The sequence below is a fragment of the Pseudomonas sp. PH1b genome (genome assembly GCF_000633395.1).
Classification (GTDB): Bacteria; Pseudomonadota; Gammaproteobacteria; order Pseudomonadales; family Pseudomonadaceae; genus Aquipseudomonas.
The window spans coordinates 91,733-106,272 of sequence record NZ_AYMU01000006.1 but is presented as its reverse complement, the minus strand read 5'-3'; the positions used below and the strand labels follow the sequence as shown (position 1 = coordinate 106,272).

Annotated in this window: 14 protein-coding genes; 6 read left to right on the top strand and 8 right to left on the bottom strand. The window is 63.3% G+C overall.

Annotated elements, in window-relative coordinates; translation table 11 throughout:
* Nucleotides 1-74 precede the first annotated feature (74 nt).
* Nucleotides 75-458, bottom strand: coding sequence for a PaaI family thioesterase (locus U873_RS34745; protein WP_025128476.1), 384 nt, complete (start codon nucleotides 456-458; stop codon nucleotides 75-77).
* Nucleotides 458-2,782: a Tex family protein gene (locus U873_RS0111880; protein WP_025128475.1), complete on the bottom strand. Its 2,325-nt coding sequence runs from the start codon at nucleotides 2,780-2,782 to the stop codon at nucleotides 458-460. Before U873_RS0111880 ends, U873_RS34745 begins: the two co-directional genes overlap by 1 nt.
* Before the next feature lie 359 nt (nucleotides 2,783-3,141).
* Here U873_RS0111880 and ompR point away from each other — a divergent pair, with 359 nt between their 5' ends.
* Both ompR and U873_RS0111870 read left to right on the top strand, forming a co-directional pair.
* On the top strand, nucleotides 3,142-3,882 hold the full coding sequence (gene ompR, locus U873_RS0111875) for a two-component system response regulator OmpR (RefSeq protein ID WP_025128474.1): 741 nt from the start codon (nucleotides 3,142-3,144) through the stop codon (nucleotides 3,880-3,882).
* Between the two features lie 105 nt (nucleotides 3,883-3,987).
* On the top strand, nucleotides 3,988-5,301 hold the full coding sequence (locus U873_RS0111870) for an ATP-binding protein (RefSeq protein ID WP_025128473.1): 1,314 nt from the start codon (nucleotides 3,988-3,990) through the stop codon (nucleotides 5,299-5,301).
* Between the two features lie 75 nt (nucleotides 5,302-5,376).
* Here U873_RS0111870 and rimK read toward each other — a convergent pair whose 3' ends face one another.
* The 3 genes from rimK to U873_RS0111855 are packed head-to-tail and all read right to left on the bottom strand — an operon-like array spanning nucleotide 5,377 to nucleotide 7,557.
* A complete protein-coding gene (gene rimK, locus U873_RS0111865) occupies nucleotides 5,377-6,282 on the bottom strand; it encodes a 30S ribosomal protein S6--L-glutamate ligase (RefSeq protein WP_007931744.1) in 906 nt (301 codons plus the stop codon).
* Nucleotides 6,279-6,743, bottom strand: coding sequence for an ATP-dependent zinc protease (locus tag U873_RS0111860; protein WP_371261301.1), 465 nt, complete (start codon nucleotides 6,741-6,743; stop codon nucleotides 6,279-6,281). Before U873_RS0111860 ends, rimK begins: the two co-directional genes overlap by 4 nt.
* A 34-nt stretch (nucleotides 6,744-6,777) precedes the next feature.
* Nucleotides 6,778-7,557: an EAL domain-containing protein gene (locus tag U873_RS0111855; protein ID WP_025128471.1), complete on the bottom strand. Its 780-nt coding sequence runs from the start codon at nucleotides 7,555-7,557 to the stop codon at nucleotides 6,778-6,780.
* A gap of 115 nt (nucleotides 7,558-7,672) precedes the next feature.
* Here U873_RS0111855 and U873_RS0111850 point away from each other — a divergent pair, with 115 nt between their 5' ends.
* Nucleotides 7,673-8,077: an RNA-binding S4 domain-containing protein gene (locus U873_RS0111850; RefSeq protein WP_025128470.1), complete on the top strand. Its 405-nt coding sequence runs from the start codon at nucleotides 7,673-7,675 to the stop codon at nucleotides 8,075-8,077.
* A 75-nt stretch (nucleotides 8,078-8,152) separates the two neighbouring features.
* On the opposite strand, the gene U873_RS0111845 is transcribed toward U873_RS0111850, so the two are convergent.
* Nucleotides 8,153-8,965, bottom strand: coding sequence for a phosphatase PAP2 family protein (locus U873_RS0111845; protein WP_025128469.1), 813 nt, complete (start codon nucleotides 8,963-8,965; stop codon nucleotides 8,153-8,155).
* A 100-nt stretch (nucleotides 8,966-9,065) separates the two neighbouring features.
* On the opposite strand from U873_RS0111845, the gene hslO reads away from it, so the two are divergent.
* Together hslO and U873_RS0111835 are read left to right on the top strand one after the other, a co-directional pair.
* Nucleotides 9,066-9,968, top strand: coding sequence for an Hsp33 family molecular chaperone HslO (gene hslO, locus U873_RS0111840; protein ID WP_025128468.1), 903 nt, complete (start codon nucleotides 9,066-9,068; stop codon nucleotides 9,966-9,968).
* Between the two features lie 179 nt (nucleotides 9,969-10,147).
* On the top strand, nucleotides 10,148-11,689 hold the full coding sequence (locus U873_RS0111835) for a phosphoenolpyruvate carboxykinase (RefSeq protein WP_025128467.1): 1,542 nt from the start codon (nucleotides 10,148-10,150) through the stop codon (nucleotides 11,687-11,689).
* Between the two features lie 159 nt (nucleotides 11,690-11,848).
* On the opposite strand, the gene U873_RS0111830 is transcribed toward U873_RS0111835, so the two are convergent.
* Both U873_RS0111830 and U873_RS0111825 read right to left on the bottom strand, forming a co-directional pair.
* Entirely contained in the window at nucleotides 11,849-12,703 is an 855-nt protein-coding gene (locus tag U873_RS0111830; protein ID WP_029978347.1) for a DMT family transporter, read from the bottom strand.
* A 40-nt stretch (nucleotides 12,704-12,743) separates the two neighbouring features.
* Nucleotides 12,744-13,097, bottom strand: coding sequence for a DUF1493 family protein (locus U873_RS0111825; protein WP_025128465.1), 354 nt, complete (start codon nucleotides 13,095-13,097; stop codon nucleotides 12,744-12,746).
* 254 nt (nucleotides 13,098-13,351) lie between these two features.
* Between U873_RS0111825 and U873_RS0111820 the strand changes: the two genes are divergently transcribed.
* A complete protein-coding gene (locus U873_RS0111820; protein ID WP_025128464.1) occupies nucleotides 13,352-14,524 on the top strand; it encodes a YfaP family protein in 1,173 nt (390 codons plus the stop codon).
* Nucleotides 14,525-14,540 lie beyond the last annotated feature (16 nt).

Sequence of the window (14,540 nt, the reverse complement as noted above, 5' to 3'; positions counted from 1 at the left end):
GGCTTCGGCGCGGGCAAGAAAACCCCGACGCCGCTTTCGCAGCGCCGAAATTAACCCAATTTGAGGGGATGCAGCTATAGGACCGCGAAGGTGCCTTGTGCTTTTGCGACCAGTTTGTCGCCCTGGATCACGTCCGCTTCCACCACCAGGGTGCGGCGCCCGGGGTGGATCACCCGGGCCCGGCACAGCACTTCACCCTCGGCCACAGCGCGTATGTAGTTGATCTTGCACTCGATGGTGGCGCTCTGCTGGTCAAAGCCGTGGCTGCTGGAACAGGCCAGCCCCATGGCAATGTCCACCAGGCTGAAGATCGCCCCGCCGTGAAGCTTCTGCCCGCGATTGCGCAGCTGCGGGGTCAGCTCCAGGGCCACGTCCGCCTCGCCGGTTTCCAGGCGTTGCAGACGGCAGCCAAGCAACTGGCTGAAGGCGCTTTCAGTGAGGCCGGCGGGGATTTCCATCAGCGCTTCTTCAACTGCTTGGCATTGGCGAACAGCGAGGCCATGGCGTTGTTGCTCGGCGCCGCCGCAGTGGTTTCCTTGCGTGGTGCATTGCCCTGGGACGCGCGCGGCGCCGAGCCTGGACGGGAGCCGCGGGCGCCGTCGATCTTCTCGCCCGGGGTGTCGCCCATGCGCATCGACAGGCCCACGCGTTTGCGCGGGATGTCGACTTCCATGACCTTGACCTTGACCACGTCGCCGGCCTTCACCGCTTCACGCGGGTCCTTGATGAACTTCTCCGACAGCGCCGAGATGTGCACCAGGCCGTCCTGGTGCACGCCGATGTCGACGAAGGCCCCGAAGTTGGTGACGTTGGTCACCACGCCTTCGAGGATCATCCCCAGCTGCAGGTCCTTGAGGTCTTCGACACCGTCCTGGAACTCGGCGGTCTTGAACTCGGGACGCGGGTCGCGGCCGGGCTTGTCCAGTTCCTGGAGGATGTCGGTGACGGTGGGCAGGCCGAAGGTTTCGTCGGTGAACTTCTTCGGGTCCAGGCGCTTGAGGAAGCCGCTGTCGCCGATCAGCGAACGAATGTCGCGGCCGGTGTCGGCGGCGATGCGCTGCACCAGCGGGTAGGCTTCCGGGTGCACCGCCGAGGCGTCCAGCGGGTTGTCGCCGTTCATCACCCGCAGGAAGCCGGCGGCCTGTTCGAAGGTTTTCTCACCCAGGCGCGCGACTTTTTTCAGTGCCGCACGGGTCTTGAACGCACCGTGCTCGTCGCGGTGGCTGACGATGTTCTGCGCCAGGGTCGCGTTGAGGCCGGAAATCCGTGCCAGCAGGGCCACGGAGGCGGTGTTGACGTCGACGCCGACGGCGTTCACGCAGTCTTCCACCACCGCGTCCAGGCCGCGGGCCAGCTTCAGCTGCGACACGTCGTGCTGGTACTGGCCGACACCGATGGATTTCGGATCGATCTTCACCAACTCCGCCAGTGGGTCCTGCAGGCGGCGGGCGATGGACACCGCACCGCGGATCGACACGTCCAGGTCGGGGAATTCCTTGGCTGCCAGTTCCGAGGCCGAGTACACCGAGGCGCCGGCTTCGGAGACCATGACCTTGGTCATCTTCATGGCTGGGTATTTCTTGATCAGTTCGGCGGCCAGCTTATCGGTCTCGCGGCTGGCGGTGCCGTTGCCGATGGCGATCAGGTCCACCGAGTGCTTGGCGCACAGGGCCGCCAGAATGCCCAGGGTCTGGTCCCACTTGTTGTGTGGCACGTGGGGGTAGACGGTGGCGTGGTCCAGCAGCTTGCCGGTGGCATCCACCACCGCCACCTTGCAGCCGGTGCGCAGGCCCGGGTCCAGGCCCAGGGTCGCGCGGGGGCCGGCTGGCGCCGCCAGCAGCAGGTCGTGCAGGTTGTGGGCGAAAACGTTGATCGCCTCGGTTTCCGCGCCGTCGCGCAGCTCGCCCAGCAGGTCGGTTTCCAGGTGGGTGTAGAGCTTGACCTTCCAGGTCCAGCGCACCACTTCGCCGAGCCATTTGTCGGCGGGGCGGTTCTGGTTCTGGATGCCGAACTGCTGGCCGATCATGCCTTCGCAGGGGTGCATGGTGCCCGGCAGCTCGTCACCGACTTTCAGCGCGGAGCTGAGAATGCCTTCGTTGCGGCCGCGGAAAATCGCCAGGGCGCGGTGCGACGGCATGCTTTTCAGCGGTTCGTCGTGTTCGAAGTAGTCGCGGAACTTGGCGCCTTCCTCTTCCTTGCCGGCAATCACCCGGGCACTGAGGGTGGCTTCCTGCTTCAGGTAGTTGCGCAGCTTGTCCAGCAGGCTGGCGTCTTCGGCGAAGCGCTCCATGAGGATGTACTTGGCGCCTTCCAGGGCGGCCTTGACGTCGGCCACGCCTTTCTCGGCGTCGACAAAACGCGCGGCTTCGCTTTCCGGGGCCAGGCTCGGGTCGTTGAACAGGCCGTCCGCCAGTTCGCCGAGGCCGGCTTCCAGGGCGATCTGGCCCTTGGTGCGGCGCTTCTGCTTATAAGGCAGGTAAAGGTCTTCGAGGCGGGTCTTGGTGTCGGCCAGCTTGATCTCGCGGGCCAGCTCCGGGGTCAGCTTGCCCTGCTCCTCGATGCTGGCGAGGATGCTGATCCGCCGTTCGTCGAGTTCTCGCAGGTAGCGCAGGCGCTCTTCCAGATGACGCAGCTGGGTGTCATCGAGGCTGCCGGTGACCTCTTTCCGGTAACGGGCGATGAAGGGCACGGTGGAGCCTTCATCCAATAGAGCGACGGCCGCTTCGACCTGTTGTGGGCGTACACCGAGTTCCTCGGCAATGCGGCTGTTGATGCTGTCCATAAAACCACCTGACAAATTGTGAAAGCAGGCCCGCGGGGGCATGAATAAGGCCCGGCGAGTCTGGTTGAGCGGCCTGGCCCGCGCCGCCACCTGGATCAAAAGGCTGCCTGTTGACCCGTGAAATCGAAAAAATACTGCCGGCCGAGGCAAATAAATAAACCGGCCGCTGTCGTACTGATCAGATATTGCCCAACACAAAAGGCGGCGCATTATACCCAGCGTTAGTCGTTGCGGGGTGATCGCCAGCCTCAGGCCGACAGCGGGTTTGCTGGCGATAGAGGAAAAATCTGCTAACAATGCACACGGTGCGTATAACGGCAGCTACGCCATAATGCGCACCGAGATTAGAGGAGCATCCAATGAGCAGCACTGCACAAACTGCTGAAGGCGAAAAAATTCTTATTGTTGACGACGATCCGGGGCTGAGCAGCCTGCTGGAGCGCTTTTTCGTCAGCAAGGGCTACCGTGCCCGCGCAGTCCCGAACACCGAGCAAATGGACCGCCTGCTGGGTCGCGAAGTGTTCAACCTGGTGGTCCTCGACCTGATGCTGCCCGGCGAAGACGGCCTGACCGCCTGCCGCCGCCTGCGCAGCGCCAACAACCAGATCCCGATCATCATGCTCACCGCCAAGGGCGACGAACTGAGCCGGATCAAGGGCCTGGAACTGGGCGCCGACGACTACCTGGCCAAGCCGTTCAACCCCGACGAGCTGATGGCCCGGGTCAAGGCCGTGCTGCGTCGCCAGTCGGCTCCGGTGCCCGGGGCTCCCGGCAGCGAAGACGAAAGCGTGACCTTCGGTGACTACGAGCTGTCCCTGGCCACCCGCGAGCTCAAGCGCGGCGCCGAGGTGCACATGCTCACCACTGGCGAGTTCGCGGTGCTCAAGGCCCTGGTGATGAATGCCCGCCAGCCGCTGACCCGGGACAAGCTGATGAACCTGGCCCGTGGTCGCGAGTGGGACGCCCTGGAGCGTTCCATCGACGTGCAGATCTCCCGCCTGCGCCGGATGATCGAGCCCGACCCTTCCAAGCCGCGTTATATCCAGACCGTCTGGGGCGTGGGTTATGTATTCGTGCCGGATGGCACTGCGACCAAGTGATCAGTGATGTGTAGGAGCGAACGGCCGGGCCGGTAACGACCCGGGCGTTCGCATTCCACAACGCTGCGAGTGCGACTCGCTCCTGCAAAGTGTGTATTGGCTGTCATGAAAACCCCGCTGTGGTTCCCCCAGAGTTTCTTCTCCCGCACCCTGTGGCTGGTGCTGATCGTGGTGCTGTTTTCCAAGGCGCTGACCCTGGTTTATCTGCTGATGAACGAGGACGTGCTGGTGGACCGGCAATACAGTCACGGCGTGGCCCTGACCCTGCGCGCCTACTGGGCCGCCGATGAGTCCAACCGCGACCAGATCGCCGAGGCCGCCGGCCTGATCAAGGTGGTGGGCAGCGGTGTGCCGGCCGGCGAGCAGCACTGGCCCTACAGCGAGATCTACCAGCGCCAGATGCAGGCCGAGCTGGGGGCCGACACCGAAGTGCGCCTGCGCATGCACGCGCCGCCAGCGCTCTGGGTGCGAGCGCCGAGCCTGGGGGATGGTTGGCTCAAGGTGCCGCTGTACCCCCATCCGCTGCGGGGACAGAAAATCTGGAGCGTGCTCGGCTGGTTCCTGGCCATCGGCCTGCTGTCCACCGCCTCGGCGTGGATCTTCGTCAGCCAGCTCAACCAGCCCCTCAAGCGCCTGGTGTATGCCGCCCGGCAACTGGGCCAGGGGCGCAGCGTGCGCCTGCCCATCAGCGATACCCCGAGCGAGATGACCGAGGTCTACCGCGCCTTCAACCAGATGGCCGAGGACGTCGAGCAGGCCGGGCGCGAGCGCGAACTGATGCTGGCCGGGGTGTCCCACGACCTGCGCACGCCCTTGACCCGCCTGCGCCTGTCCCTGGAATTGATGGGCGATCACACTGACCTGACCGACGACATGGTGCGCGACATCGAGGACATGGACGCGATCCTCGATCAGTTCCTGGCGTTTATCCGCGACGGTCGCGACGAATCGGTGGAAGAGGTCGACCTCAGCGACCTGGTGCGCGAAGTTGCGGCGCCCTACAACCAGAACGAGGAGCGGGTGCACCTGCGCCTGGAGCCGATCCAGCCGTTCCCGCTGCGTCGGGTGTCGATGAAGCGCCTGCTCAACAACCTGATTGGCAACGCCCTGAATCATGCGGGGACCGAAGTCGAGGTGGCGGCTTACCTGTCCGGTGACACCAATGCGCCGTATGTGGTGTTGAGCGTGATGGACCGTGGCGCCGGGATCGACCCTTCGGAACTGGAGGCGATCTTCAACCCCTTCACCCGAGGCGATCGTGCTCGGGGCGGCAAGGGCACCGGCCTGGGGCTGGCCATCGTCAAGCGGATTGCCGCCATGCATGGCGGCAACGTCGAATTGCGCAACCGCCCCGATGGCGGCCTGGAAGCGCGGGTGCGCCTGCCCCTGGGCCTGCTGCTGCCCCGCGATGCGGATTGATGAGGGCTTCGCTCCTGCAGGCAGCACATAGCCCGTAGGAGCTGGCTTGCCAGCGAAAGGCCGGCAACGCGGTCCCTAGCCTTTGCCTTTGGTCCGGGTCATGTTCGGCCCGCCGTTTTTCTCGATGTGCTCGATGATGATCCCTGCCACGTTCTTGCCGGTGGTGGTCTCGATGCCTTCCAGGCCCGGCGAGGAATTGACTTCCATCACCAGCGGCCCGTGGTTGGAGCGCAGGATGTCCACGCCAGCCACGCTCAGGCCCATGACCTTGGCCGCCCGCAGCGCGGTCATGCGTTCTTCCGGGGTGATCTTGATCAGGCTGGCGCTGCCGCCGCGATGCAGGTTGGAGCGGAACTCCCCCGGCTTGGCCTGGCGCTTCATCGCCGCAATCACCTTGTCCCCCACCACGAAGCAGCGGATGTCGGCGCCGCCGGCTTCCTTGATGTATTCCTGGACCATGATGTTCTGCTTCAGGCCCATGAAGGCCTCGATCACCGATTCCGCCGCCGTGGCGGTTTCACACAGCACCACGCCGATGCCCTGGGTGCCTTCCAGCACCTTGATCACCAGCGGCGCACCGTTGACCATTTCGATCAGGTCGGGAATGTCGTCCGGGGAATGGGCGAAGCCGGTTACCGGCAGGCCGATGCCGCGCCGCGACAGCAGCTGCAGCGAGCGCAGCTTGTCCCGGGAGCGGGCGATGGCCACCGATTCGTTGAGGGGAAACACCCCCATCATCTCGAATTGGCGCAGCACCGCGCAGCCATAGAAAGTCACCGAGGCACCGATCCGCGGGATCACCGCATCGAAGCCCTCCAGGGGCTTGCCGCGGTAGTGGATCTGCGGCTTGTGACTGGCGATGTTCATGTAGGCGCGCAAGGTATCGACCACTACCATTTCATGGCCACGCTCGGTGCCGGCTTCGACCAGACGACGAGTGGAATACAGACGCGGGTTACGCGACAGCACAGCGATCTTCATGCAACACCTGTGGCAGAGGTAGTGGATACCGGGAACACCGGTTTGTCTTGAACGTACTTGATACCCGGATTGACCACCAACTGGCCGTCGATCAGGGCCTTGGAACCCAGCAGCAGGCGATAGCGCATGGCCTTGCGGCAGGCGAGGGTGAATTCCACCCGCCACACGCGATCGCCCAGGGCCAGGGTGGTGCTGATCACGTAGCGCACCTGGGCCTGGCCGTTGGAACTCTTGATGGTCTTCATCGCCACCAGCGGCGCTTCGCAGTGCCGGTGGCGCAACTGCACCACGCTGCCCAAGTGGGCATTGAAGCGCACCCACTGCTCGCCGTCGCGCTCGAAGGGCTCGATCTCGGTGGCATGCAGGCTGGAGGTACTGGCCCCGGTGTCGATCTTGGCACGCAGGCCGGCCACCCCCAGATCGGGGAGCGCCACCCACTCGCGCAGACCGACAACGGTCAAATGGTCAAATGTCTTCAAATAGGCAAACTCGTAATCAACCTTTCCAGGCCGTGGCGGGAACCTCGGCCAAGGCTTTGAATGCAGGCTTGGCGAACCAGAAACCTTGCATCAGATATATTCCACTGTCGGCGAGAAAGTCCCGTTCGCCGGCACTTTCAATGCCTTCGGCAATGACTGTAACGTTCAACTCCGCACAGATTGTGACAATCCCGCGGATGATTGCCTGGCGCACACGATCCTGATCGACATCACGCACCAGCGCCATGTCGAGCTTGATCAGATCGGGTTGGAAATCCGCCAGCAGATTCAGCCCCGAGTACCCCGAACCGAAGTCGTCGATGGCGGTCTTGAAGCCGAATTCGCGGTATTCACGCAGAATATGGGTCAAATGGCGATAGTTATCTGCGTGCTGGCTTTCCAGGGTTTCGAAAATCAGCCGGTCCAGGGGGAAACGCTGCTCGCGGGCGCTTTCCAAGGTGCTGCGAATGCACAGTTCCGGCCGGTACACGGCATTGGGCATGAAGTTGATCGACAGATGGCTTTGCATCCCCAATTGCGCTGCGATGGTGATGGCCTGGGTGCGGCAGCGCTGGTCGAATCGATAGCGGTTGTGGTCGTCGACCTGCTTCAGCACCGTGTCTGCGCCTTCGCCGTTGATCCCGCGGACCAGGGCTTCGTGGGCGAAGATCGAGCGGTCCCGCAAGTCGACTATGGGTTGGTAGGCAAAGGCGAAATCAAAGCCCAGTGGCTGGCTCTGCTGGCAACCCTCGCAGCGCGTTCCGGGCGAGGTCAATGAAGTGGGGAAGTCAGTCACGGGGACTCCTCGCGTGTCAGGGCGCAACCTGGGTTATTTTAGGTGAGCGGCAGGGTTTATGAGAGCCCGTTTGCGGGCTGTTCAGTTGCGACATTTTTCAGCAAGAGGAATTCCAGTGGCGCACAAGCAGGAAGAAGAGGACAAGGTTCGTCTGGATAAATGGCTGTGGGCGGCGCGCTTCTACAAGACCCGTGCCCTGGCCAAGGCGGCCATTGAAAGCGGCAAGGTGCATCACCGTGGCGAGCGCTGCAAGCCGGGCAAGGAGCCGCGGGTGGGTGACGAGTATGAGATCCGTGCCGGCTTCGATGCGCGCACGGTGGTGGTCCAGGCGTTGTCCATCGTGCGTCGTGGCGCTCCCGAAGCGCAGACGCTCTACTCGGAAACCGAAGCCAGCATTGCCAAGCGCGAAGCCGCTGCGGCAATGCGCAAGGCCGGGGCCCTTGGGGTCAGCACCGACGGCAAGCCAAGCAAGAAGCAGCGCCGTGATCTGTTCAAGTTCCACGGCAGCAGCCACGAGTGAAACCGCAGGAGCCGGCTGGTCGGCGAAGGCGCCTTCAAGGCCCATTCGCCGGCAAGCCGGCTCCTACAGGTCTGCTCAGCGCAGCAGGCTGCTGGCGCGCACCACGCTCATGCGCGACAGCAGCGGCATCCGGCTCAACAGGTTGAACAGCGGATGGGTCAGGCGCAGCAGGAAGTTCGACATCCGCGCCGCATACGGCGTGTAGAAGCCCCAGCCCAGGGCCAGCACTGCCAGCAGCACGCCGCCAATGTAGTCGTCCTGGCCCCAGTGCGCGCCTGCCACCAGGCGCGGCATCATGAACAGCAGGGTCAGGCCCCAGACCACCAGGAACTGGCCGACGCTGCGGCTGAAGATACCCATGAACAGGCCCCAGATCAGCAGCACCGAGGCGTGGTCCCCGGGGAAGCTCTGGCTGGAACGGTCCTTGAGCTCCCAGGTTTTTTCCAGGCCGGGGAAGTAGTCGCTCATGTGCACCGCGCCGTCGATCACCATCGAGGGGCTGTTGTGCTGCCAGCCCATGATCGCCACCAGCTTGGAAAACAGTGCGCGAATCACCACCATAAGAATCAGGATCGAGAGAAAGCCGAAAAACGCCCGGCGCACGTCCGCCGCCTTGAACACCCAGTCACCACGAATCAACAGGCCGAGCATGATCAGGCCGACCACGATGTCGAAGGGCCGCAAGCTGGCCATGGCCCAGATGTGCAGCCACGTGGAGTTCGTGGCAAGGGGAGCGTTGAGGTGGTTGAACAGCCACTCGTCGAAGATCACGCAGAACATTTGTCCGGTCGGCCACAACCAGAATCCCAGCAGGGCCAAAGGGAGTAAATTGCACAGAACCAGCTTGCCGAGGTTCCACCTTGCTTGGAACAAACCCGGATTGTTCATAAAATATCTCCAATCACCGTAAAAACTGCACCTTCATGGTGCAAAAAAGCTAATTTTCGGTGCTTGTCACCTTTTTGTCATCATTCAGATACCCAGACCTATGACTGATTTGCCGGATACCGACTTCACCCAACGCTTCATCTTTGATGAGAGCGACGCCCGTGGCGAACTGGTGGCGCTGGAGCGCAGTTACGCTGAAGTCCTTGCCAAACACCCCTATCCCGAGCCGGTTGCGCAATTGCTCGGCGAACTGATGGCGGCGGCGTCGTTGCTGGTCGGCACTTTGAAGTTCGATGGCTTGCTGATTCTCCAGGCGCGCTCCGAAGGCCCGGTGCCGCTGCTGATGATCGAGTGCTCCAGCGACCGTGAGATCCGCGGCCTGGCTCGCTACGACGCGTCGCAGATCGCCCCCGACGCGACCCTCGCCGACCTGATGCCCAACGGCGTCCTGGCCCTGACCGTGGACCCGGCCCAGGGCCAGCGCTACCAGGGCATCGTCGACCTCGACGGCGCCACCCTGGCGGAATGCTTCACCAATTATTTCGTCATGTCGCAGCAGACCGGCACTCGCTTCTGGCTCTACGCCGACGGCCGCAGCGCCCGTGGCCTGCTGCTGCAACAGCTGCCTGCCGACCGCCTGCGCGACCCGCAAGAGCGCGAGGACAACTGGCAGCACCTCACCGCATTGGCCAGCACCCTGAGCGCCGATGAACTGCTGAGCCTGGACAACGAAACCGTGCTCCACCGCCTGTACCACGAAGAGGCCGTGCGCCTGTTCGATGTACAGCCGCTGCGCTTTCGCTGCAGCTGCTCGCGGGAGCGCTCGGGCAATGCGCTGGTCAGCCTGGGGCTGGAAGATGCCCAGGAGCTGGTGGTGGAGCATGGTGGCCGCATCGAGATCGATTGCCAGTTCTGCAACGAGCGCTACCTGTTCGATGCCGCTGATATTGCGCAATTGTTCGCCGGAGCGGGTGTCGACACACCGTCAGATACTCGTCACTAAAACGATTCAGCGCAGGTAAATCACCTGGCAAACGCCGGAATTACGCCGTGCTGACGGGAGGGCCCTACTATTTTCGGGCTTTTCTGGCATAATCCGGCGCACTTTTTTCGCGGTAGTAGTGCGCGAGTTTCTACTACAAAACGTTTGGAGCACTCGGCCAGTGGCCGATGGGGAACCTCATGACGCAAGCCAATAACGCCGTGTACACCGATCTGAGTGTGGATGATCTGGTCAAAGAAGCCCTGAACCGTGGTGAGGGCGAGCTGGCCGATACCGGCGCTCTAGTGGTTCGCACCGGTCACCGCACCGGCCGTTCGCCGGTGGATCGTTTCATCGTTGAAGAGCCCAGCACCCAGGACGCTATCGCCTGGGGCCCGATCAACCGCAAGTTCCCGGCGGCCAAGTTCGACGCCCTGTGGGACCGCGTTGAAGCCTACCTGGGCGAGCGCGAGCGTTTTGTTTCCCACGTGCATGTAGGTTCCGATCCGGCCCACTACCTGCCGGTGAAAATGACCACCGAGACTGCCTGGCACAACCTGTTCGGCCGTTGCCTGTTCATCAACCCGGAGCAGTACAACGCCGGTGGCAAGGACGAGTGGCAGATCCTCAACGCGCCGAACTTCGTCTGCGAGCCTGAGCGTGATGGCACCAACTCCGACGGCACCGTGATCCTCAACTTCGCGGCCAAGAAAGTGCTGATCGCTGGCATGCGCTACGCCGGCGAAATGAAGAAAGCCCTGTTCTCCGTGCAGAACTTCCTGTTGCCTGCTGTGGACGTGCTGCCGATGCACTGCGCGGCCAACATGGGTGAAGACGGCGACGTGACCCTGTTCTTCGGCCTGTCGGGCACCGGCAAGACCACCCTGTCGGCCGACGAAAGCCGTTACCTGATCGGTGACGACGAACACGGCTGGGGCGTGGGCGTGGTGTTCAACATCGAAGGCGGTTGCTATGCCAAGTGCATCGACCTGTCGGAGAAGAACGAGCCGGTGATCTGGAAAGCCATCCAGCACGGCGCGGTCCTGGAAAACGTCGTACTCGATGCCAACAAGAAGGCCGACTACGCCGACGACAGCCTGACCCAGAACAGCCGTGCGGCCTACCCGCGTGAGCTGATCGAAAAACGCGCACCGAAGAACCTCGGTGGCGAGCCTAACGCGGTGATCTTCCTGACCTGCGACCTGACCGGCGTACTGCCACCGGTGTCGATCCTCAGCGAAGAACAAGCCGCCTACCACTTCCTGTCCGGCTACACCGCTCTGGTGGGCTCGACTGAAATGGGCTCGGGCTCGGGCATCAAGTCGACCTTCTCCACCTGCTTCGGCGCGCCGTTCTTCCCGCGTCCGGCGGGCGAATACGCCGAGCTGCTGATCAAGCGCATCCGCGGCTTCGGCTCCAAGGTCTACCTGGTCAACACCGGCTGGACCGGCGGTGGCTACGGCGTTGGCAAACGCTTCAACATCCCCACCACCCGTGGCGTGATTGCAGCGATCCAGAGCGGCGCGCTGATCGGTGCCGAGACCGAGCACCTGGACATCGTCAACCTGGACGTGCCAAAAGCCGTACCAGGCGTCGAAACCGGCCTGCTCAACCCACGCAACACCTGGGCTGACCAAGCCGCCTACGATGAAGCCGCCAAGGCATTGGCCGGCCTGTTCACCGAGAACTTCAAGAAGTTCGACGTGAGCGACGCGATCAAGGCTGCCGGTCCGAAGGCGTAAGCCTCGACCCGCAATGAAAAAGCCGCCCTCTGGGGCGGCTTTTTTGTGCACGGCGGTTTTGCCGGTGCATCGGGCGTTGCGCCTGATCGGCAGCTGCTCCAGATCACCGCGGGGCCTTCCTCGGCCGTATATGCCGGCGCGGCCTGGGCTGCACGTGGCTCAGCCCTGCAAGTGCAGGAGCAGCGCCCCGAGCAGTACCAGCACCACCCCCGTCACCTGCAGCGGCGACAGGCGCTCCTTGAAGAACAGATAGCCCAGTACCGCGGCGATGCCGCCAGACAAGGTACTGATCACCGTCACCACCGACACCGAGCCGTTCATGGCGCCCCAGGAAAAGGCGAAGAAGGCGCTGAGGTTCATCAGGCTGGTGGACGCCAGCAGGCCGCAGTTTTTCAGCGGCGGGATCTGCAATCCGTCCGCAATCTTCAACACCATCAGCAGCATCACGCCGCTGCCCACCCCATAGCCCAGCCAGAGCATGCCGATCGGCCCCAGTTGCGGCAGGGTGTAGCGCCCCTGCAGCCAGAAGCTGGTGCCATACAGGGTCGCCGACAGCAGGGCGTAGAAGATCGAGCGGCCGGCGTCGGTGCTGTGGGGCAGCTTGGGGCCGGAGTGGATGCCGGAAAGGATCACCCCGATCACGCACAGCAGGATGCACAGCAGCTGGATCAGGCTGATCTGTTCACCGCTGGCCCAGGACAGCAGGGTGGTGACCACGCCGTAGGAGGTCACCAACGGCGCGACGATGGAGGCTTTGCCCAGGGCAAAGGCCTTGCCCAGGGCCAGGGCGCCGGAAACGATGAAGGCCGCGGCGACCACGCCCATCAGCCAGACCTCCAGAGGGGCGGTCATGGCCTTGAAGAGGAAGGCGGGGAAGACCGTCAGCAGCAGGCACATCAGGGCAAAACCCAGGGCCTGGCTGAAGAACACCGCACGCTTCACACCCACGGCGCGGACGTTGATGCCCACGAGAAAATCGGTGACGCCCCAGAGCAGGGCGGCAAGCAAACCCATCAATACGTCCACGGCCTGTCCTTGCGTGTTGCCGTGAACCCTAGAGGCCTTCCAGCGCCTGCGTGTCCCAGCGTTGATCCTTGATTGCCCGATACAGCATGCCGATGGTCAGTGGGACCTTGTCGCCCCGGCCCTTGGCTCGGCGCTTGAGGAACACATCGTAGCCTTCGGGCTGGAAGTAGCGATAGCTGTCGAAGTCGACAAAATCGATCACGAATTGCTCTTCCAGGGTCTGCAGCAAATGCCGGGCATCGGCGCCATCACAGCCCAGGTCGAAGTTGATCGCAGTGCTCAGGCGCAGGGTCTTGCGCTCGGGCAGGCCGATTTCCTCATGCAGCAACTGCATCAGCTGGCGCATGGCGGCATCGTCGGGAAAGTCGGGGGCGAGGTGCATGCTTGAGGTTCACTGTCTGCTCATGAGGGCTGCAGTGTACGGTGATTCAGTGAGCGGACTTCAACTGGCGAAGAAGATGAGCTCAGCATCTGCCGGGCACTTTGTGCCTCTGCCTGGGGTCTGTGTTTTGGACAGCGTCGCCCTGCATTTTCAAGGCCCGGGCCGAGCATTGGCGGGCAAAACTGTGTATGGTTCGCGGCTGGCGGAGGGACGGGCTCCGAGCTCGGGCCCTCTTCATTTACAGGGATTTTGTTATGGCAGTTTTACGCCTGGTGGCGTTGTTGTGGCTGGGGATGCTGGCGAGTGCGGTGCAGGCCGGGTCCTTGTCGATCGAGGTGCTGGACGCGGTGGTCAAGGGCGCTGTGCTCGCCGATGCCGAGGTGACGGTGCAGCAAGGCACACTCAAGAGCACGGGGCGTACCGACACCCAGGGGCGGTTGACCCTGGCCACCGAGGCCGTCGATAGCGCCGTCAGCGAGTTGCTGATCCGCAAGCTCGGCTACGCCGATCTGCGTACCCAGTGCCCTTGCCAGGGCCTGAGCTATGCCCTGAGCCCGGTGCTGCAGGATCCCGACAGCCTGCGAGTGGTATTGAGCTGGAGTGCACCGGGGGAGGACCTCGATGCCTATCTGGACTATCCCCACAAGCTGTTGTACTTCGCCACCGGCAAGGGCCCGGGAGCCCGACTGGATGTTGAAAGCAGCGACAGTCGTGGCCCGGAAACCATCACCCTGGAAAAGCCGCAGGCCAACGACAACTACCTCTTTGCCGTGCATGACTTCACCAATGGCAACAACCCCGATTCCCTGCGCCTGGGTCGTAGCCAGGCGCGAGTCTACGTCTATCGGGGGCCGACGCTGATGCGCAGCTATCAGGTGCCGCAGAACCGCCGGGGCAATCTGTGGGCGGTGTTTCGCCTGACCGCCGATGGCCGCCTGCAGGACATCGACCGGCTGCTGCAGAGCAACCTGGAACCGGGTTCGGTGATGAGCGACCTGGAACCCTTGCTCGATCCGGCCAGGACGATTGCCGAGGTGGTGCCCAAGGACACCGGACCAGTGGATGCCAGAAGCCTCAACCAGATCGGTGAGGAGCGCTACCGCAAGGGCGACTTCGGGGGCTCGACCATCTACTACCGCGAGGCCATCGAGATGGACCCCGGCTACGCCCAGGCCTACAGCAACCTGGCCCTGGCCCTGCGCAAGAACAGCCGGCCCGACGAGGCCATTCTCGCCGACCGCCAGGCCATCGCTCTGGCCAGTGGCCCAACGGCGCCGACGGTGCGTGCCAGCGCCTATTACGACATGGGGCGGGTCTATGAAGACGCCGGCCTGTTGCCTCTGGCCCTGGAGCACTATCAGAAGGCCCGGGAACAAAAAGCCAACGCCGTCTATGACAAGGCGGTGGAGCGGCTGCAGAGCCGCTGATCACACAGGCAAGAGT